The 19,579-nt window shown below is 71.9% G+C and carries 18 protein-coding genes; 8 read left to right on the top strand and 10 right to left on the bottom strand.

Features of this window, described 5'->3' with window-relative positions:
• Positions 1–41: 41 nt before the first annotated feature.
• The 5 genes from sigM to ABZU69_RS26895 all read left to right on the top strand — a co-directional run bounded on the left by sigM (position 42) and on the right by ABZU69_RS26895 (position 4,570).
• Positions 42–761 (top strand): RNA polymerase sigma factor SigM, encoded by a 720-nt coding sequence (gene sigM, locus ABZU69_RS26915; RefSeq protein ID WP_354967107.1) that lies wholly within the window; start codon positions 42–44, stop codon positions 759–761.
• Positions 758–1,747, top strand: coding sequence for a hypothetical protein (locus tag ABZU69_RS26910; protein WP_354967106.1), 990 nt, complete (start codon positions 758–760; stop codon positions 1,745–1,747). Before sigM ends, ABZU69_RS26910 begins: the two co-directional genes overlap by 4 nt.
• Positions 1,748–1,928: 181 nt before the next feature.
• A complete protein-coding gene (gene trxB, locus ABZU69_RS26905) occupies positions 1,929–2,879 on the top strand; it encodes a thioredoxin-disulfide reductase (RefSeq protein ID WP_354967105.1) in 951 nt (316 codons plus the stop codon).
• Positions 2,880–2,909: 30 nt separating this feature from the next.
• Positions 2,910–3,233 carry a thioredoxin gene (gene trxA, locus ABZU69_RS26900; protein ID WP_089018414.1) on the top strand — a complete coding sequence of 108 codons (324 nt, stop codon included), beginning with the start codon at positions 2,910–2,912 and terminating at the stop codon, positions 3,231–3,233.
• Positions 3,234–3,403: 170 nt separating this feature from the next.
• Complete coding sequence (locus tag ABZU69_RS26895; RefSeq protein WP_354967104.1) at positions 3,404–4,570, top strand: N-acetylmuramoyl-L-alanine amidase; 1,167 nt, start codon at positions 3,404–3,406, stop codon at positions 4,568–4,570.
• 39 nt (positions 4,571–4,609) lie between these two features.
• On the opposite strand, the gene ABZU69_RS26890 is transcribed toward ABZU69_RS26895, so the two are convergent.
• Positions 4,610–5,266: a GNAT family N-acetyltransferase gene (locus ABZU69_RS26890; RefSeq protein WP_354967103.1), complete on the bottom strand. Its 657-nt coding sequence runs from the start codon at positions 5,264–5,266 to the stop codon at positions 4,610–4,612.
• 293 nt (positions 5,267–5,559) lie between these two features.
• Between ABZU69_RS26890 and ABZU69_RS26885 the strand changes: the two genes are divergently transcribed.
• Complete coding sequence (locus tag ABZU69_RS26885) at positions 5,560–6,873, top strand: PLP-dependent aminotransferase family protein (protein WP_354967102.1); 1,314 nt, start codon at positions 5,560–5,562, stop codon at positions 6,871–6,873.
• A 7-nt stretch (positions 6,874–6,880) separates the two neighbouring features.
• On the top strand, positions 6,881–7,885 hold the full coding sequence (locus tag ABZU69_RS26880) for a D-alanine--D-alanine ligase (RefSeq protein ID WP_354967101.1): 1,005 nt from the start codon (positions 6,881–6,883) through the stop codon (positions 7,883–7,885).
• Between the two features lie 125 nt (positions 7,886–8,010).
• Here the strand turns inward: ABZU69_RS26880 and ABZU69_RS26875 are convergent, their stop codons facing one another.
• The 9 genes from ABZU69_RS26875 to rpmH form a co-directional block, all read right to left on the bottom strand.
• Entirely contained in the window at positions 8,011–8,961 is a 951-nt protein-coding gene (locus ABZU69_RS26875; RefSeq protein ID WP_354967100.1) for a hypothetical protein, read from the bottom strand.
• Between the two features lie 1,697 nt (positions 8,962–10,658).
• Complete coding sequence (locus ABZU69_RS26870) at positions 10,659–11,672, bottom strand: ParB/RepB/Spo0J family partition protein (RefSeq protein ID WP_354967099.1); 1,014 nt, start codon at positions 11,670–11,672, stop codon at positions 10,659–10,661.
• Between the two features lie 27 nt (positions 11,673–11,699).
• Positions 11,700–12,989 (bottom strand): ParA family protein, encoded by a 1,290-nt coding sequence (locus ABZU69_RS26865; protein ID WP_354967098.1) that lies wholly within the window; start codon positions 12,987–12,989, stop codon positions 11,700–11,702.
• A 258-nt stretch (positions 12,990–13,247) separates the two neighbouring features.
• Positions 13,248–13,958, bottom strand: a complete 711-nt coding sequence (rsmG, locus tag ABZU69_RS26860; RefSeq protein ID WP_354967216.1) for a 16S rRNA (guanine(527)-N(7))-methyltransferase RsmG — start codon at positions 13,956–13,958, stop codon at positions 13,248–13,250.
• A 145-nt stretch (positions 13,959–14,103) separates the two neighbouring features.
• Complete coding sequence (locus ABZU69_RS26855; RefSeq protein WP_354967097.1) at positions 14,104–14,733, bottom strand: R3H domain-containing nucleic acid-binding protein; 630 nt, start codon at positions 14,731–14,733, stop codon at positions 14,104–14,106.
• Between the two features lie 209 nt (positions 14,734–14,942).
• Positions 14,943–15,932: a membrane protein insertase YidC gene (gene yidC / locus ABZU69_RS26850; protein ID WP_354967096.1), complete on the bottom strand. Its 990-nt coding sequence runs from the start codon at positions 15,930–15,932 to the stop codon at positions 14,943–14,945.
• Positions 15,929–16,219 carry a membrane protein insertion efficiency factor YidD gene (gene yidD / locus ABZU69_RS26845; RefSeq protein ID WP_354967095.1) on the bottom strand — a complete coding sequence of 97 codons (291 nt, stop codon included), beginning with the start codon at positions 16,217–16,219 and terminating at the stop codon, positions 15,929–15,931. The genes yidC and yidD overlap by 4 nt, the downstream gene beginning before the upstream one ends.
• On the bottom strand, positions 16,216–16,632 hold the full coding sequence (gene rnpA, locus ABZU69_RS26840) for a ribonuclease P protein component (RefSeq protein ID WP_354967094.1): 417 nt from the start codon (positions 16,630–16,632) through the stop codon (positions 16,216–16,218). Before rnpA ends, yidD begins: the two co-directional genes overlap by 4 nt.
• 33 nt (positions 16,633–16,665) lie before the next feature.
• Positions 16,666–16,803: a 50S ribosomal protein L34 gene (gene rpmH, locus ABZU69_RS26835; protein ID WP_007453904.1), complete on the bottom strand. Its 138-nt coding sequence runs from the start codon at positions 16,801–16,803 to the stop codon at positions 16,666–16,668.
• Between the two features lie 631 nt (positions 16,804–17,434).
• Between rpmH and dnaA the strand changes: the two genes are divergently transcribed.
• The gene (dnaA, locus tag ABZU69_RS26830; RefSeq protein ID WP_354967093.1) at positions 17,435–19,267 is read left to right on the top strand and encodes a chromosomal replication initiator protein DnaA; all 1,833 of its coding nucleotides are present in this window, start codon (positions 17,435–17,437) and stop codon (positions 19,265–19,267) included.
• Positions 19,268–19,579: the final 312 nt, after the last annotated feature.

Raw genomic sequence — 19,579 nt, 5'->3', positions numbered from 1 at the left:
TTGGCACCTCCACCAGGGCACCGCATCCGCTGGACGTGGTGATGGACGGGCGCGACGCCGCAACCGACCTGGAGCTGCTGCGCGCCCACGCCAGCGGAGACCGGGACGCCTTCGCCGAACTGTTCCACCGGCACCGCGACCGGCTCTGGGCGGTGGCCCTGCGGACGCTCGGCGACCGGGAAGAGGCCGCCGACGCCCTCCAGGACGCGCTGTTGTCCGCGCACCGGGCGGCCGCCCGGTTCCGCGGTGACTCCGCCGTCACCACCTGGCTGCACCGCATCGTGGTGAACGCCTGCCTGGACCGGATCCGACGCCGGCAGGCGCATCCCACCGTTCCGCTGCCCGACGGCAACCGCGCCGGCGACGGGTCGGGCACGCCAGGAGTGGAGCCGGCCGCACCGGCGCAGGACCACGACACCGCGCTGGTGGTCCGCGAGGCGCTCGCGGCGCTACCTGTCGAACAACGCGCCGCCCTCGTGCTGGTGGACCTGCACGGCTACCCGGTCGCCGAGGTGGCACGCATCCTCGGCGTCGCCGAGGGGACGGTGAAGAGCCGGTGCGCCCGGGGTCGGGCCCGGCTGGCGGTGCTGCTCGGGCACCTCCGCCCGTCAGCCGGCACGGCGACGCCCACGGCCCGCCCGGAGCCATCCGGACCGGTCGCGGGCGTGCCCGGCGTCACGCCGGGGAACCCACGCCCGGCGGAGGGCGTCGGATCAGGGTCGGGCCGGTACCGGCGGGACGCCAATCAGGAGGACACGTGACGACCGAGGGGTACAGGGAGGTCGACGACGACCTGCTCGCTGACTACCTCGGCGGGGCGTTGGACGGCACGCCGCAGCAGGCGGAGATCGCTCGGCTGGTCGACACGGACCCGGCCTGGGCCGAGGCGTACGCGCTGCTGGCCCCCGCGGTGGCCGAGGTCCGCGCCGACCTGGCCCGGTGGGCCGAGCCCTCCCCGGAGCTGCCGCCGGCGGTCGCCGACCGTCTCGCCGCCGCGTTGGCTGCGGCGGATCCGGTACCGAACGGCACCCCGGCCGACGCGGGCACCGGCGATGGGGAGCCGGAGGCCGGCGTCGCCGCACCGGTGGTCGTGCCGGCACAGGGCGGAAGCGGTCCCGGTCGCCGGGCCGTCAGCCCGTCCCCGGCCGAGCCGGGGCGCGGGACACGAACCGGTCCGGGTCGCCGCCGGCGCAGGTGGGCCCGACGTGCCGCTCCGGTGGCCGTCGCGGTGGTCGCCGTCGTCGCGGGCGGGCTGGGCCTCAACCAGCTCTCCATGGACGCCTCGGACACCGCCGGCACCAGCGCCCTGAACCAGCCGGCCAGCGCGCCCGACAGCGCGGTCCGCACCACCGGACCGTCCCTACGCAGCGGCACGGATTACAACCCGCAGAGCCTCGGCGACAGGACGGGCGGTCCTTCCCCCCTGCGGCAGGCCAGCACCTCCGCCGACGGGCAGCCCGAGGTGTCCGCCGAGGAGGGCCGGCGACCGGCGTCGGGCGGGCGGGACCAGTTGGCCCGGCTGACCGACGAGGCCGCGCTGAAAACCTGCCTGGCCGACGTGGCGGCCGAGCACGGATCCGCCCCGCTGGTCGTCGAAGTGATCGACTACGCCGAGTTCCGGGGCGAGCAGGCACTCATCATCCGGTTCACCGACGCTGCCGGCGCCCGCTGGGCCTGGGTGAGCGGCCCGGAGTGCGGCGTCCCCGGGTCCGGCTCGGACAGCCGGTATTCGGCGCGGGTAGGGTGAATCTGCGGTCACCGGCGAGCTGAGCGTCCGCGTGACCTGACCCACCGGAGGTCCGGCTCGGGAATCCCCGGTTCGTACGATGACGTTCTGGAAGTCACCTGCCGGCACCCTCCAGGCGTCGGCACTCGGATCAGCATCGGTGCGTGCGCCGACGCCGACACACACAACTCGGGAGACGGCAGTGGACGAGGTCCGCAACCTGATCATCATCGGCTCCGGGCCGGCCGGTTACACGGCAGCGGTCTACGCCGCACGCGCCAACCTGAAGCCGCTGATCATTGAGGGCGTGCAGTCGGGCGGCGCACTGATGACCACTACCGAGGTGGAAAACTTCCCCGGCTTCGCCGACGGCATCCTCGGCCCCGAGCTGATGGACAACATGCGCAAGCAGGCCGAGCGGTTCGGCGCCGAGTTCCTCACCGACGACGTGACCCGGGTCGAGCTGGTCGACACCGGCGATGCGGGCGCCGACGCGGTGAGCACCGCCTGGGTCGGCGAGACCGCCTACCGGGCCCGCTCCATCATCCTCTCCACCGGTTCGGCCTGGCGCCCGCTGGGCGTGCCCGGCGAGCAGGAGTACCTCGGCCACGGCGTCTCCTCGTGCGCCACCTGTGACGGATTCTTCTTCCGCAACCAGCACATCGTGGTCGTCGGCGGCGGCGACTCGGCGATGGAGGAGGCCAGCTTCCTCACCCGCTTCGCCGACTCGGTCACCATCATCCACCGACGCGACTCGTTCCGGGCCAGCAAGATCATGGCTGACCGGGCGCTGAACAACGAGAAGATCAAGGTCGAGTGGAACAGCACCGTCGAGGAGATCCTGGGCGCCGACGGCAAGGTCACCGGCGTACGGGTCCGCAACGTTCACAGCGGCGAGACCAAGGTGCTCGACGTGACCGGCGTCTTCGTGGCCATCGGTCACGACCCCCGCAGTGAACTCTTCCGCAACCAGGTCGAGCTGGACGACGAGGGCTACGTGAAGGTCCAGGCCCCCAGCACCCGGACCAGCGTGCCCGGCGTCTTCGCCGCCGGCGACGTGGTCGACCACACCTACCGTCAGGCGATCACCGCGGCCGGCACCGGCTGTGCCGCCGCGCTCGACGCCGAGCGGTTCATCGCGACGCTCAGCTGATAATCGAACACATCCCGGAGGAGGGGCATAGTGGGAACAACCAAGGCGGTCACCGACGCGAGCTTCGTGGCTGACGTGCTGCAGGCCGACAAGCCGGTTCTGGTGGACTTCTGGGCCGAGTGGTGCGGGCCCTGCCGGAAGGTGTCGCCGCTGCTCGAGGAGATCGCCGGCGAGATGGGTGACCAGGTCACCATCGTCAAGCTCAACATCGACGAGAACCCGGAGACCGCCCGGGCCTACCGGGTGATGTCGGTGCCGACGCTGACCGTCTTCAAAAACGGCCAGCCGGTGCAGTCGATCGCCGGCGCCAAGCCGAAGGGCGAGCTGGTCCGGCTCATCGAATCGGCACTCTGACCAGCAGGAACGTCACTGAACCCCGTACCCGGTCACCGGGTACGGGGTTCGGTGTCTTCCGGGCCCACGCCACTGCCGTTTTTTCCGCCCGAGCCACCTCGCAGCGCCGGAACGCATAGCCTCAAGCCGGGGCCGCCCGGCCAGCCAGCGTCGTGCAGAGGGGGTCGTGCGTGCGTCCGATCCGACCCGGTGACCGGGGACCCGCGGTCACGGAGATCCGTACCATCCTCACCGGCCTCGAGCTGCTCGCCTCCGCCGCGGGCCCGCACCCGGACGAGTTCGACCTCGACACCGAGCGAGCGGTCCGCGCGTTCCAGCAGTCCCGCGGGCTCAGCGTGGACGGCCGGGTCGGGAGGGAGACCTGGGGGGCCCTGGACGCCGCACGGTGGCGGCTCGGCGCCCGCACCCTCTACCACGCGGTGCCCGATCCGCTCACCGGCGAGGACGTCCGGTCGCTCCAGGAGCGACTCCTGGAGATGGGGTACGACGTGGGCCGGGCGGACGCCATCTACGGCATCCGGACCTCCCGGGCGGTGGCCCAGTTCCAGCGCGAGGTCGGGCTCACCCCCGACGGCTCCTGCGGACCGCACACGATGAACGCGCTGCGCCGGATCGGCCGCAAGGTGGTCGGTGGCCGCCCCCAGTGGCTACGCGAGTCCGACGCGATCCGGCAGTCCGGGCCGGCGCTGGTCGGCAAGACGGTGGTCATCGACCCCGGCCACGGTGGCACCGACCCGGGGGTGGTGGTGCCGGACGGGTCGCTGCGCTGGACGGAGGCGGACCTGATGCACGACCTCGCCAGCCGGCTGGAGGGGCGGCTCGCCGCGTCCGGGGTGCGGGTGCAGCTCACCCGGGGTCCGGCGCCCGACAGCTGCCTGCCGGACACCGACCGCGCCCTGCTGGCCAACTCACTCGGCGCCGACGTGTTCATCTCGCTGCACCTGGACGGGCACGCCAACCCGGACGCGGAGGGCGTGGCGACCTACCACTACGGCACCAACAACGGGGTGACGTCGGCGACGGGTGAGCGGCTGGCCGGGCTGGTGCAGCGGGAGATCGTCGCGCGCACCGGGCTGCGCGACTGCCGCACCCACGCCAAGGCATGGGACCTGCTGCGGCTGACCCGGATGCCGGCGGTCCGGGTGGAGGTCGGCTACCTCACCTCGCCGGCGGACCGCGCCCGGATCGTCGACCCCGCGTTCCGGGACCGGGTGGTGGAGGCGATCGTGGCCGCGGTGCAGCGGATGTACTTCCCGATCGAGCGGGACGTGCCGACCGGCTCGATCGACGTCAGCGAGCTGCGGGCGGTGGTGACCGCCGGGACGGTGATCGACTGAGCCGGCTCGTCGACCGCCCGGGGGCTCGGCGACGTCCGCTCAGCCGCGGGTGGCCGGGGCGGGACGGACCGGGCGGAGCAGGGTCTCCGGGCTCATCGAGCCGAGCAGCTTCTCCAGCGCATACTCGACGTCGGACTTCCAGCTCAGCGCGGTGCGCAGCTCCAGCCGCAGGCGGGGAAACCGCGGATGCGGACGGACCGTCTTGAACCCGACGGAGAGGAAGAAATCGGCCGGTGCGACGCAGCCACCCGCCGGGTCGTCGGCGTCGCCGAACTTGGCATCGCCGAACGCCTCGATCGCCTTGATCCCCCGCTTGGTCAGGTCCCGGGCGACACCCTGCACCAGCATCCGGCCCAACCCGCCACCGGCGAACGCGGCCACCACGTTGGCGGTCATCAACAGCGCCGCGTCGGCGGAGACCGGCGACGTGGGAAAAGCCATCGAGCGGGGGACGTAGGCGGGCGGGGCGTACATCACGAAGCCCGCCGGCATGCCGTCGACGTACGCGAGCTTGCCGCACGAGCCCCACTCCAGCAGCGTCTGGGAGACCCACGCCTCCTTCTCCAGGCCCGGATCGCCGGCGGCGCAGGCCCGGTCGGCGGAGACCGGATCCAACTCCCAGTAGACGCACTGTCGGCACGGGCGAGGAAGGTCTTCCAACGTGTCGAGGGTCAGGCTGACCAGACGTCGCGACATATGGCGCATCCCCACAATAGGCTCGGTGGTGAGACCGGCACGGAACGACAGCGCCGCCTTCCTGCCCCCGACGAGCGATCGTACGCCGCCGATCGACGGTACGGGAGGGGACGCGCAGATGCTCACCGCGCCGGGGGACACCGGGGACCGGTCCGGGATGTGGACGGTACGCCGCAGCAGGCCGGCGCCCCGGCCCTGGCGGACTAGGATCGACAATCGGTGTCCCCGCCGCCATGGTCGCCAGCGTCCGGGGTACCCCGGGGAGCCACCCGAGCAGCGATCGAGGTGAGGTCATGACCGGCACGACGCTCGACGACTACACCGACCGGTACGCCCGGCGGGTACGCGGGATGACCGCCTCCGAGATCCGAGCACTCTTCGCGGTGGCCAGCCGGCCGGAGGTCGTCTCGCTCGCCGGTGGGGCGCCGTACATCGCCGCCCTGCCGCTCGACGCGGTCGGCGAGATGCTCGGCCGGCTCGGCTCCGAGCACGGTGTGACCACCCTCCAGTACGGCATCGGCCAGGGCACCCTCGAGCTGCGCGAACGGATCTGCGAGGTGATGGCACTCTCCGGGATCGACGCCGGCTGCGGCGCCTCCCCGGAGGACGTGGTGGTCACCGTGGGCGGGCAGCAGGCGCTGGACCTGGTGGCCCGACTCTTCCTCGACCCGGGTGACGTGGTGCTCGCCGAGGGCCCGACGTACGTCGGCGCGCTCGGGGTGTTCCAGGCCGCCCAGGCGCAGGTGGCGCACGTGCCGATGGACGCCGACGGGCTGATCCCGGAGGCGTTGGAGACCGCCATCGACGACCTGGCCAGGGCAGGCCGGCGGGTGAAGTTCCTCTACACCATCCCCACCTACCAGAACCCGACCGGCGTGACGCTCAGCGAGGAGCGCAGGGAGCGGGTCCTCGACATCTGTGAGCGCGCCGGCCTGCTCGTGGTCGAGGACGACCCGTACGGCCAACTGGGGTTCGAGGGCGAGGCGCCGGCACCGTTGCGGGCCCGCCGTCGGGACGGGGTGTTCTACCTCAGCACCTTCTCCAAGACCTTCGCGCCCGGGCTGCGGGTCGGCTGGATCCTGGCGCCGCACGCGGTCCGCGACAAGCTCGTCATCGCCAGCGAGGCGCAAATCCTCTGCCCCAGCGGCTACGCCCAGGCCGCAGTCGCCACCTACCTGGGCACCATGCCCTGGCGGCAGCAACTCAAGGTCTACCGCGAGGTCTACCGGGAGCGCCGGGACGCCATGCTCGACGCCCTGGCCGACCTGATGCCCGAGGGCACCAGCTGGACCACCCCGGCCGGCGGCCTCTTCGTCTGGGCCACCCTGCCCGACGGGCTCGACTCGAAGGCCATGATGCCGCGCGCGGTCGCCGCCCGGGTCGCCTACGTGCCCGGCACCGGCTTCTACGCCGACGGCACGGGCACCGGCACCATGCGGCTGAACTTCAGCTTCCCGCCGCCCGAGCGGATCCGCGAGGGCGTCCGCCGGCTGGCCGGAGTGATGGAGCAGGAGATCTCGATGCGCCGGGTCTTCGGCGCCGTGGGTGGCGCAGCCGGACGACGCGGCCAGGCCGGCTCCGACGTGCCGGGACCCGACTTGGCATGATGCCGGCATGGGTACGACCGCTGCCGAGCGCCTCCACGTGACCAAATCCGCCGTCGCGGCCGACCTGCGCGTGCTGGTACTCGCCGGTGGGCTCTCCTACGAGCGGGACGTCTCGCTGCGCTCCGGCCGCCGGGTGCTCGACGCGCTGCGCGCTGTCGGCGTGGAGGCCGAGCTGCGGGACGCCGACGTGGCCCTGCTGCCGGCGCTCGCCGTCGACCCGCCGGACGCCGTGGTGATCGCACTGCACGGCGCCACCGGCGAGGACGGCTCGCTGCGCGGAGTGCTGGACCTGTGCGGCGTCCCGTACGTCGGCTGCGACGCCCGCGCCTCCCGGCTCGCCTGGGACAAGCCCTCAGCCAAAGCGGTGCTCCGCGAGGCCGGCATCCCGACTCCGGACTGGGTGGCCCTGCCACACGACCGCTTCTCCGAGCTGGGTGCGGTTGCCGTGCTCGACCGGATCGCCGACCGGCTGGGCCTGCCCCTGATGGTCAAGCCGGCGCAGGGCGGGTCGGGGCTGGGCGCCGCCGTGGTCCGCGACGCCGCGTCGCTGCCGGCCGCGATGGTCGGCTGCTTCGCGTACGACTCCACGGCGCTGGTGGAGCGGTACGTGCCGGGCATGGACGTGGCGGTCTCCGTGGTCGACCTCGGCGACGGACCGCAGGCGCTCCCGCCGGTGGAGATCGTGCCGCGTAACGGGGTCTACGACTACGCCGCCCGTTACACCGCCGGGCGTACCACCTGGCACGCCCCCGCCCGGCTGGAGCCGGAGGCAGCCGCCCGGGTCGCCGACGTGGCCCTCGCCGCGCACACCGCGCTCGGCCTGCGTGACCTCTCCCGGGTCGACGTGATCGTCGACGCCGACGGTCAGCCGCACGTGCTGGAGGTCAACGTCTCGCCCGGCATGACGGAGACGTCGCTACTCCCGCTCGCCGTGCAGGCTGCCGGCCTGGACTTCGGTCGGCTCCTCGGCTCCCTGGTCAGCCGCGCCGCCACGCGCCCCACCACGTCCTGAGCTCTCCGCTGCCGCGCCCAACTCCGCGCCCGGCTCCCGCGCGGTCCCTCCCGACCGATCGATCATGAGGTTGGCGGGTGCGCACGGCGCTGCGGTCGCCGTCAACCTCATGATCCAGTCGGGTGTCAGCGTGCGGTGGGGGCGTCCTCGGAGGTGCTGGGGTTGCTGGTGGGTTGGGTGCCGGCCGTGGCGGTGCGGCCGGCGGGGCCAGCCACGTCCGCCGGACCGGGTGCTGATGCGCCAGCTGGTTCGGTTGCCGGGTCGGTGGTCGCGGCGTTGGTTCCGGTTGCCGGATCGGCGGTAGTGGCCCTGGGCGCGGTTCCGGTGTCCGGGTCGGTGTCGCCGTCCGTCTTGGTGTCGCCGTCCGCGTCGGTGCTGTCGTCCGCGTCGGGCGCTGGCTCGGGGATCTCCTCCGCCGCTTCGATGACCGAGACCGCCGCCGCCGCGGCCGCAGCGGCATCCGCAGCGGCGGACTGCGCCAGCAGGCTGGACGGTGCCTGCCACTGGATGCGGGGCGGCTCGGCCAGCGGCCGGCCACCGAACTCGGCGAGCCAGGCGGCGACGAGCGCCAGGTTCTCCCGCCACTGCGCCTCGGAGATCGGCGGCAGGATCGAGTCCCACAGCGACAGGAAGGTGCCCCGCAGCTGAAGCCGCCCGTACGGCCGGGCGAGGAACCACATGTGCAGATGGGCGGAGCCATCACCCCACCTGTTGACGTGCACCCGTGCCACGCCGTCCAAGGATCGGATGGCCCGCTCCAGACGGACGGTCATCACGCCCAGTTCGGCGGCAAGCAGGTTCGGCAGGTCACCCAGGTCGAGATGGGTCCGCGATTCCAGGATGAGCACCATGGGCAGGCCGGTGGGCCGGTCCATGGCGCGTACCCGCCACCGCTCTCCCACCCAGATGTAGGCGTCGTCAGGAGCGTTGCAGGCGGTGCATTCCCGGAGGCCCTCGCCCTTGCGTGGCGGTTCGACCGGGACCGGATCGTCGAGCTGCTTCACACGGAGCTCGCCCTCGAAGGGGAACGAGGGCCACTGGGTGAAGTCCGGGACTGAGGGAGGGGTGTCGTGCACGACGCTGACCCTAACCGAGTCTGGCACCGCTGTCCCTACCAGTTTGATCCCTTCGGGGTCCACCCGATCAGCGCTCACCGTCGATCGATGTGTGGACCACCGAAGCACCGGTGAAGGGATATCCACAGGCTGCCGAGATCCTGAACGCGGGCCGTCATCCACAGGCTGGCACCCGGTTCCACGCGGTGTTTCACGTGAAACAGGGGGTGCCTGTGGACAACCGGTGTGGATAACTTTTTGGTCAGTCGTTCGTTGCCCGCGAGCCCGCTCGCACCCGTCGGCGATGACGGTGCCGACGTTCGAGCGTCAGGACGGTGCCCGGACTCGACGGGACCACCCTTTGCTCGGCCGGCCACGAGGCCGCGGCGGCGGATTGGGCGGGCCCTCGGCGGCCGGGTTCCGGTGCGAGTCGCATAAGCCTGGGCCCCTCAGACGCCGATGTGTGATCGTCGGTCAACGCCGGACGTTTGGCGTTTGGCGCCAGGGCACATCGTGCCGAGGTGGCTCCACGCGATGCCCGCGGCCCGCCGCCCGTAGCTCTCTGCCCGCCGGCCGTGCCTCGGCGCTCATCGGCCCCGCCCCGCTCCCGCCCACGGTCAAGGCAGCAGTTTCAGGGATGTTGTCGCCTCGCGAGCGCTGGAGGCAGCTACATCCCTGAAGTTGCTCGGATCCTGGCCTGACGCATTCGGCGATGGGGGCGAGCGGGGGCGGGGGACGGCGCGCGGCAAGGGCAAGGGGGTCTCGCAGGCGCCTGGGCGTGGGGATGAACCGGACCGGCTCGGATCGAGAGTCCAAGCCCCGGACACCGAGGCGGGGATCGCGGGCGCACGACGCTAGACGGAGCGAGGCGCGGGGCATGGGGCACGGGGACCCGACACAAGGCATGCGGCACGAGACATACGGCACGACGCAAACGGCGCGACGCACAGTGCAAGGCGCGTGGGCGTGAGGCGCGGTCGGCGCAGGGCCTGGGCGCTCGGACCCGGGCGCAACGCGAGCGCGGACCCGGCCACGGGCGCGGCGCGGGCACGGGCGCGGCGCGAGCGCGGACCCGGGCGCAACGCGAGCGCGGGGCACAGCTCGGGCGCCGAGCCGGCTCGGACCCCAGCATGCACGGCAAGAGGATCGGGACCACGCGTCTGCCGTGCGGGGCGGGCTTGCGGACCCACCGGTCCGACGTGCGGGGTGCGGAGAGCGGCACGGGGGCGAGCTCGGCCCCGAGGCAGATCGCCACACGCCGCCGCCCCAACCGCCGGTTCCGCGCAGCGGACCCACCGGCGCAGGCGAGCACAGACCACCTGCTGGGCCGTGCGGCACGACGGGTCCTCCCACCGGAGGCGACGAAATCAGGTTCGCAGCCGGCCCGAGGAGATCTCGATCAGCACGGACCACGACCAGGGCCAGAGAGCGGGCCACCCGACCAAGACCACCACGGGCGGCATGCGTGGCCGCAGCGGCCTGCTGAGCGGGCGCACGAGGCCTTTCCGTCGCCGCCCCGGCGGTCGAGCCGTCGATCACCCTCGTGGCCGCTCTGTTTCACGTGAAACGACGGCACGGCGAGAGACCCCATGGACCCGACGGGTGGCGGCGCACCGGGACGCGCCAGACCGCACCCGTTTCACGTGAAACCAACGCGGCCGGATGCAGAACGGCCGCGCATCCCGAGGGGAAGCGCGGCCGCAGGCGGGCGGGGGCGATCAGTCCCCGGAATCCGCCTGTTGCACTCCGATGATGCCTACGATCCGCTCCAGGTCGTCCACCGTCGCGAACTCGATAGTGATCTTGCCCTTGCTCCTGCCGATGTCGACCTTCACCCGGGTGTCGAACCGATCCGACAGCCGATCGGCGAGGTCGGTCAGGCCGGGCGCGTGCGGCTTCGGTCGCCGCTTCGCGGCCTGGCCCTTCGCCGGGCCGTCGTTCAGCGTCAGGGCCACGATCTCCTCGGTCGCTCGGACCGACAGCCCCTCGGCCACGATCCGCAGCGCCAACTGCTCCTGCGCCTCCGATTCGTCGAGGCTCAGCAGGGCACGGGCGTGACCGGCCGACAGGATCCCCGCAGCCACTCGGCGCTGCACCTGGGCCGGCAGGTTCAGCAGTCGGATGGTGTTGGAGATCTGCGGCCGGCTTCGACCGATCCGGCGGGCCAACTCCTCGTGGGTGGCGCCGAACTCCTCCAGCAGCTGCTGGTACGCGGCGGCCTCCTCCAGCGGGTTCAGGTTGGCCCGGTGGATGTTCTCCAGTAGCGCGTCCCGGAGCATGGCGTCGTCGCGGGTGTCCCGGACGATCGCCGGAATGCTCTCCCGGCCAACCGCCTGGGCGGCCCGCCACCGCCGCTCGCCCATCACCAGCTCGTACTTCTCGTCGTCGAGCTGCCGGACGACGATGGGCTGGAGGAAGCCGACCTCCTGGATGGAGGTCTTCAGCTCCTCCAGCGCCTCCTCGTCGAAGACCTGGCGGGGCTGCTTCGGGTTCGGCACGATCGCGTCGACCGGGATTTCGGCGAATCGGGCTCCCGGCACCGGGCTGAGCGTGGGCTCCGACTCGCGAGCAGGCGGCCCGGCTGGCGCCGCTGACGCCGCCGCGACCGACTCATCCTCCACGTGCCCGTTCTCCGGCTCGGCCGTCAGGGTGCCCGCTGCACCCGGCACCGGCCCGGTCGGGATGAGCGCCCCCAGGCCCCGACCCAGACCGCCCCGAGGACGGTTCTTCATGCCACGCCTCCCAGCGAATCGTCCGCACTACGCATTCCGGCCCACCGGCTCCTTGACGCCCCGCTCGGCGATCTCCTGGGCGGCCTCGAAGTAGCTCGTGGCGCCCCGCGAACCGGGATCGTAGGTCATCACCGACTGGCCGTAGCTGGGTGCCTCGGAGACCCGGACGTTGCGGGGGATGACCGCCTGGAGCACCTTGTCGCCGAAGTGGTTCCGGACGTCCTGCTCGACCGCGTCGGCCAGGCGGGTACGGCGGTCGTACATGGTCAGCAGGATCGTCGAGACGTCGAGCTTGGGGTTCAGGTGTTGCCGCACCAGGTTGATGTTGTTGATCAGCTGGTTGAGCCCCTCCAGCGCGTAGTACTCGCACTGGATCGGGATCAGCACCTCCTGCGCGGCGACCAGGGCGTTGACCGTGAGCAGGCCGAGCGAGGGCGGGCAGTCGATGAAGACGTAGTCGAACTGCCCCGGGTAGGCGGCGATGGCCCGGTCGAGGCGAGACTCCCGCGCCACCACCGACACCAGCTCGATCTCGGCTCCGGCCAGGTCGATCGTCGCGGGTACGCACCACAGGTTGGGGATGCCCTCGACCGCCTGTGCCACCTCGGCCAACGGCACGCTGTTGATCAGGCAGTCGTACACGTCGGGAATGCCGGTGTGGTGCGGCACGTTGAGGCCGGTCGAGGCGTTGCCCTGGGGGTCGAGGTCCACCACGAGCACCCGGTTGCCGTGCAGGGCGAGCGCCACCGCAAGGTTGACCGTGGTCGTGGTCTTACCCACGCCGCCCTTCTGGTTCGCGACGCACATGACCCGGGTCCGGTCCGGCCGAGGCATGGTCACCTCGCCACTGGGATTCAGGATCTGCACGGCGCGCATCGCCTCCATAGCCAACGGTGGGTCATCCTCTTCGCGCGTCGGGGTTTCACGTGAAACGTACGTGGGGTCGGCCGACACGGCGGCCGACGATTCGGCTGAAGCGACCGCCGGCGCCGCGGCGGTGGGTTGGTGCGGAACCGCCGGCTCGAAGCGGACCGCCGCGACGGTGTTACGCCGACCCGAGGTGGGCCGTACGTCGGCGGCGTTGGCCGGTCGGGTCACCGCATCCGGTGCCCGACGGGCAGCCGCCGGTTCCGTGGTGTCGGGTCCGGTCGGCTGGCTCGGGGGCTCGTCGCGCGACACCAGCGGATCGTCGTCCGCCGGCCGGGGCGAAGGCCCGGAAGCGCCGGGCGACCAGCTCGGGTAGTCGGTTTCACGTGAAACGGGGTCGCTGATTGACCCGGTCACGCGTGGATCGTCGTACCTGCCGTCGTCATGCACCTGTCATCCCTACCCGCTTCGGATGGTCGGTCCGCGCCCCGGTCAATTTGGCCGCACCCGCGCTCGCACCCCCGGAGCGTACGGCCCCTTGGGAGCGGTCGGAGGTCGCGACGTTCGTCGCCCGCTCCACACTATCGACGCGCGGTCAGCCTACGGCGGACAGGCGTGGCCGGTCCACGTCGGGCTCTCATCCCCTCGTTCCATCCGTACCGGTACAACGAGACAACCCACCGGCCGGACGCCCGATGGCGCGAAGCGTCAACGGCGGCGTGGCCGTCCGCCCCGGGCGCGCTTGCTGGCAGCCGGTCGGGCCGGACCGACCACCCGCTCGCGGACGATCTCCACGACGGTGGTGGGTGGATCGATCACATCGACGCCGCACAGATGCAGGGTCGGCTCTGCGCCGCCGAGACGCTTCACCACCTCGGCGTGCTCGTTGATCTCCTCGGCGGCGGACGCGCCCTTGAGCGCCAGCAGCCGCCCGCCGCGCACCGCCAGCGGCAGGCTCCACGTCGCCAGTCGGTCCAGTGGCGCGACGGCCCGGGCGGTCACCACGTCACCGCTGATGGGTTCGCGGCCGCTCGATCCGCTGGCCGCCTCGTCGGCCCGCCCCCGGAACACCCGCACCGATCTGGTCAGGCCGAGACGCTCGACGACCTCGATCAGGAACGACGTCCGTCGGGCGAGCGGCTCGATCAGGGTCACCGTCAGGTCGGGGCGCGCGATGGCCAGGACCAGACCGGGCAGACCGGCGCCGGACCCGACGTCGAGCACGGTCGCGTCAGCGGGGATCCGCTCAGCGACCGCAGCGCAGTTGAGGAGGTGCCGGTCCCAGATGCGGGGTGCCTCCCGGGGACCGATCAGACCGCGGACCACCCCGTCGGTGGCCAGCAGCTCGGCGTACGCGGCGGCCACGTCGAGCCGATCGCCGAAGAGGGTCAGGGCGGCCGGGGCCAACTCGGGCGGCAGTTCCGCGTCGGACGGCGAGGGCGGAGCGTCCTGAGCAGGATCGGTGTCGACGCCGGGGGTGTCGGGCCGGACAGCCGACGGCCCGGGCGGCGTGCCGCCCGGGCCGGACACGGCGTCAGCCGTGATGTCGTCGTGGGTCACCCGGTCAGTCCGCCGGCCGTACGACGATGCGCCGGCTCGGCTCGACGCCCTCGGACTCGCTCACCACGCCGGACATGGCGTTGACGACGTCGTGGACGCACTTGCGCTCGAACGCGGACATCGGCTCCAGTCGGACCGACTCGCCATACTCCTTGACCTTCTCCACCTCGTTCTTGGCGACCGCGGCGAGCTCCTTGCGGCGGTTCGCCCGGTAGCCGCCGACGTCCAGCAGCAGGCGGCTCGGCGTGCCGGTGGCCCGGAAGACGGCGAGGCGGGTCAGCTCCTGGAGCGCCTCCAGGGTGGCGCCGCGCTGACCGACCAGGTTCTGCAGCCGGGCACCGACCACCTCGACCACCGGCCGGCCGCCGGCGACCAGCTCGTCGATGTCGCCGTCGTAGTCGAGGATGTCGAGCAATCCTTCGACGTAGTCCGCCGCGATCTCGCTCTGCCGGAACAGTTCGCCCTCGCCCGCGGTCTTCTTCTCCCGGCCGCCGGCCGCGGCCTCGGTGTCGTCGCCGGCCTCGGTGTCGTCGGCCTCCGTCTCGTCGGCCTCGATGTCGTCGTCCACCGCGAGCGGCGCGGTCCCCTCCTCGTCCAGGGACTGCTCGGCGCGGGGGATGCTGGTCTCGGTCACGGTCTCATCTCCGTACTCGCTCGGCTGGACCGTCGGGTCCGCTGGTTTCCCGGGGCCGGCGGGAGGTCGCCGGTGCCCACGGGCACGTCTGTACGGGCAGTGTCGCCCGTGGCCGCGTCACGCGCGGTCGGTTCCGTCCGGCGCCGGCCGTACGGCGGCTGCGCGGTGCGGAACGGGCCGTCGCCGGTCGCCCGACGACGGCCCGGAAGTCAGCCCTGCCGCTTGGCGGGGCGGCTCTTCTTGGGGTTCACCGGCTTGGCGCCCGGCTTCGGCCCGGCCACCTTGGGCGCGGTCGCCTTGACCGGCGCCAGCGGGGCCGACTTGCCGCGCCCGAACAGGCCGCCCGCCTTGGCCGGCTGCACCGGGTTACGGGCGGCAGGGGTGGCGGCCTTCTTGGCGGTCACCGGCGGCGGGAACTTGCGCAACACCCACTGCTGCTGGCCGAGGGTGAAGAGGTTGTTGGTGACCCAGTAGATGATCACGCCGATGGGGAAGATCGCACCGGAGATCAGCAGCGAGGCGGGGATGCCGTAGAGCATCAGTCGCTGGATCATCCGCTGCTGCGGGTCCTCCGCCCAGCCGGTCTTCAGGATCATCTGACGGCTGGTCAGGTACGTGGTGCCGATCATGATCAGGACCAGGAGGCCGGCGATCACCTTGACCGTGGTGCCGTTGGCGCCGAGGCGGGCCAACTCGTCGGCGGTGGACCCGAACTTGCCGGACAGCGGCGCGGTGAAGAGCTTCGCGTGCGAGGCGCTGTTGAACTGGTCGACGGTCCAGCCGTAGATCGTCTTCTTGTCTTCCGTCTTGAACGGGTCGAGGCGGCGCAGCACGTGGAAGAGGCCGAGGAAGACGGGGATCTGGAGGAACATCGGAAGGCAGCCCATGAGCGGGTTGGCCTTTTCCTTCCGGTAGAGCTCCATCATCTCCTTCTGGAGCGTCTCCCGGTCACCCTTGTGCTTCTCCTGCAGCTCCTTGACCTTGGGCTGGAGCGCCTGCATCGCCCGCTGCGACTTGATCTGCTTGACAAAGACCGGGAACAGGATCACCCGGACCGTGACAACCAGGAAGACGATGGCCAGGATCCAGGCGAAGTTGGTGCCGATCACCGCGCCGACGGGCACCCCGATGGCGTCCCAGGCGGAGTGCCAGGTCAGCAGGATCCACGAAATCGCGAAGTAGATCCAGTCGAGACTCAATTCGGTGCTCCAGTCACATCGGCACGGCGGCGACCGCCCGGCTCCGGCACCGGGTCATGTCCACCAGGGTGGAAGGGGTGGCAGCGCAACAGCCGCCGGACCGCCAGTGCGGCTCCCCGGAGCGCGCCGTGCCGGGACACCGCCTCCTGGGCGTACGCACTGCACGACGGGTAGAACCGACAGCGAGCCGGCAGTGCCGGACTTATCCACCGACGGTACGCGATGATGGGCGCGATCAGCACCCTGGCACCGGTTGTGGGGCGCGGGGCGGCCGGCTCCGTACTCATCGGGACCTCCGCTCCCTGGGTGACCGGGCGGCTGCGATGGCGGCGTCGAGGTCGGCGGCGAGTCGGGGGTACGACGCCTCGGCCGTGGCCGGGAGCGCTCGGACGACCAGGGTGCTGCCGATCGGCAGCGCGGCAAGCCGCTCCCGGACCAGTGCTCGGAGCCGACGCCGGACCCGGTTGCGCACCACGGCGTTGCCGACGGCCTTGGACACGACGAAGCCGGCGCGGGTCGGAGCGGAGAGTTGCTCCGCACCGGTGTTCCGCGCCGGCTCCAGCGAGGTCGGTGTGCTGAGGTCGGCGGTCGCCGGCACGGTCAGGTGGACCACGACGGCACCTCGTCCGGCGCGTCGGCCACCGCGAACCGCTGCGGCGAAGTCAGTGCTACGCCGCAGTCGCTGTGCGGCGGCCAGCACGACTGCCCACGCCCCCCCGAACGACCCGTCGGCTCAGGCCGACAGGGTGGTGCGACCCTTGGCGCGACGGCTCGAGAGGATGGCACGGCCGGCACGGGTGCGCATGCGCAGCCGGAAGCCGTGGGTCTTCGCGCGCCGGCGGTTGTTCGGCTGGTAGGTGCGCTTGCTCACGTCAGGCTCTCCGTTTTCGTACGCGCCCCGGGCGACGGGATCGCCGGGGTCGTGGGGTGGTCCAGGCCACCTCGACGGTGGCCACCGATCGGTGCTGCCCGGCGGAGCGGGACCTCGGCGATGCGGGGATGCGACCGCGGACAGCAAGCACCCATCACCCTAGCAGAGGGCGAGAGAGCAGCCGCTCCAGCCTACGCAGGGGTGCAATGACCGTCAAACACCTCGCGGCGGCGGAGATCGGGACGCGCGCGAGGCCGAAGGGGCGGTTTTCGCTGATGCCGACAAGGAGCCCGTCGCGTCGCCGGTTGATGGCGCAGGGACAACGCTGTTACCGTGCCCGATTGCGGTGAGCGTCGGAAGCTCCGGTCGTCGCGCGCAGGCAAGACCGGACACGGTAGTGAATCGTTCGGCACGGTGAACCCGCTTCAGCGCCCGTTCAGGCAGGGGGCAGGTCCCACCCGCGTCCGGCGGGCGGCCACAATCGGTCGGTACACAGGCTGTGGATAACCTGTGGACGACCACTGGTCAACCGTCCGGGTGGGTGATGTTCCACCCGCGAACGCGGCGGGCCCGGGACGGCCGGCTGGCAGACAGCGGCGGCCGGGAGCAGAGGCGAGGGGGTGGCACGACGGTGGCCGGTACGACCGACCTTGCCGCGGTGTGGTTAGCGGCGACCGACGAGCTCGCCGACGAGATCATCTCCGCCCAGCAGCGCGCCTACCTCCGACTGACCCGGCTACGGGCGATCGTCGAGGACACCGCGCTGCTCTCCGTCCCGGACGCCTTCACCCGCGACGTGATCGAGTCACGGCTGCGCCCGGCGATCACCGAGGCGCTCACCCGGCGGCTCGGCCGGCCGATCCAGGTCGCGGTCACCGTGCGGGTGGCCGAGGACACCGCCGGCCGCCCGGCTGGCACCGTCTACCGCAGTGCACCGGAGCCGGGGGCGATCGACGCCGAGGGTCCGCCGCCCGCCGTACCGTCCGACTACGAGTATTCCGACCGGCCGGTGGCCGACGCGGTCATCCCGGAACAGCAGCACCCGGCGCGGGCGCCCGAGCCGGCCGCGCCACCGGTCCCGTCCGGTCCGCCGCTCGCGCCGACCTCCGACGGGCACCGGTCCGGGCTGATCCCGGCGAGCCGCGACGGGCAGGAGGCGTTGTTCAGCGCCGCGTTCGTGGAGCCGCTGCGGACGCCTCGGCCGGCGCCGGACCGGCGCGGCTACGACGACCAGGCCGCCCGCCTGGACGCGCCCGGCCCGGACACCCGGCCCTACGAGCCCCGCTACCGGGAGGACGCGGCGTCGCCGCGGGACCAGCACGTGATCCGCGCGCTGCCTCGGGACAGCGGGACGGACAGCGGTCCCGGTCGCAGCGGTGTGGATCACCGCACCGGCGGGCGCGACGACCGTCGGCTGCCCGGCACCGACACCGGCGGCAACCGGCTCAACCCGAAGTACATGTTCGAGACGTTCGTCATCGGCTCGTCCAACCGGTTCGCCCACGCGGCGAGCGTGGCGGTGGCCGAGTCACCGGCGAAGGCGTACAACCCGCTGTTCATCTACGGCAGCTCGGGGCTGGGCAAGACGCACCTGCTGCATGCCATCGGGCACTACGCCACGACGCTCGGCAACGCTCGCTCGGTGCGGTACGTCTCGACCGAGGAGTTCACCAACGACTTCATCAACTCGCTCCGGGACGACAAGACCAGCGCGTTCCAGCGGCGCTACCGCGACGTCGACATCCTGCTGATCGACGACATCCAGTTCCTGGAGAACCGCGAGCGCACCCAGGAGGAGTTCTTCCACACCTTCAACACGCTGCACAACGCCAACAAACAGATCGTGATCACGTCGGACCGGTCGCCGAAGCAGCTCGCCACGCTGGAGGACCGGCTGCGGACCCGGTTCGAGTGGGGTCTGCTCGCCGACATCCAGCCGCCGGACCTGGAAACCCGGATCGCGATCCTGCAGAAGAAGGCGGCGCAGGAGCGGCTCTACGCCCCGCCGGACGTGCTGGAGTTCATCGCCTCCCGGGTGTCGAACTCGATCCGGGAACTGGAGGGCGCGCTGATCCGGGTGACCGCGTTCGCCAGCCTGACCCGGTCGACCGTCGAGCTGTCGCTGGCCGAGGAGGTCCTGCGGGACTTCATCCCGGACGGCGCCGGCCCGGAGATCACCGCCGACCAGATCATGGTCTCCACGGCGGACTACTTCGGTGTGAGCCTGGAGGACCTGCGGGGTCAGTCCCGCTCCCGGGTGCTGGTCAACGCCCGCCAGGTGGCCATGTACCTGTGCCGGGAGTTGACCGAGTTGTCACTTCCCCGGATCGGGCAGGCCTTCGGGGGCCGGGACCACACCACGGTCATGCACGCCGACCGTAAGATCCGCCAGCAGATGGCCGAACGGCGCTCGCTCTACAACCAGATCGCCGAGCTGACCAACCGGATCAAACAGAACACCTGAGGCGTACGCCCGCCGCCGCGACGGCACGCAGCCCGGGACACGCCCGGCCGGAGAGAACCGGCCGGGCGTTTTTTCGTCTCTGGCGCCTCTCCGACTTGACCCTCGACATGGTGCAGACCACAGCATCTACGCCGTGACCGCTTCGATGCTGACTCGTTGTCCACAGCTCGTTGTCCACCGCCAGTGGATAACTACGGTCCGTCCTCCGCCGGTTACCCACAGGCTGTGGAGAAACCCTGTGTACGACGCTGTGGATGGCTGGGGACAACGTCGCGGTTGTCCACCGACGAGAGTCGCCCTGTGTACGACGTG

Origin of the sequence: Micromonospora sp. NPDC005206, assembly GCF_040608175.1 — a bacterium.
GTDB lineage: Bacteria > Actinomycetota > Actinomycetes > Mycobacteriales > Micromonosporaceae > Micromonospora.
Note: the sequence above shows the minus strand (reverse complement) of the source record. Positions and strands in the feature narration are given on the sequence as shown.

What these genes read in the sequence shown, in the direction of transcription:
- ABZU69_RS26890 (WP_354967103.1), bottom strand. Translation starts at nt 5,266, where the DNA reads ATGTCGCGACGTCTGGTCAGCCTGACCCTCGACACGTTGGAAGACCTT.
- ABZU69_RS26870 (WP_354967099.1), bottom strand. Translation starts at nt 11,672, where the DNA reads ATGAAGAACCGTCCTCGGGGCGGTCTGGGTCGGGGCCTGGGGGCGCTC.
- sigM (WP_354967107.1), top strand. Translation starts at nt 42, where the DNA reads ATGGACGGGCGCGACGCCGCAACCGACCTGGAGCTGCTGCGCGCCCAC.
- yidD (WP_354967095.1), bottom strand. Translation starts at nt 16,219, where the DNA reads ATGAGTACGGAGCCGGCCGCCCCGCGCCCCACAACCGGTGCCAGGGTG.
- ABZU69_RS26885 (WP_354967102.1), top strand. Translation starts at nt 5,560, where the DNA reads ATGACCGGCACGACGCTCGACGACTACACCGACCGGTACGCCCGGCGG.
- ABZU69_RS26880 (WP_354967101.1), top strand. Translation starts at nt 6,881, where the DNA reads ATGGGTACGACCGCTGCCGAGCGCCTCCACGTGACCAAATCCGCCGTC.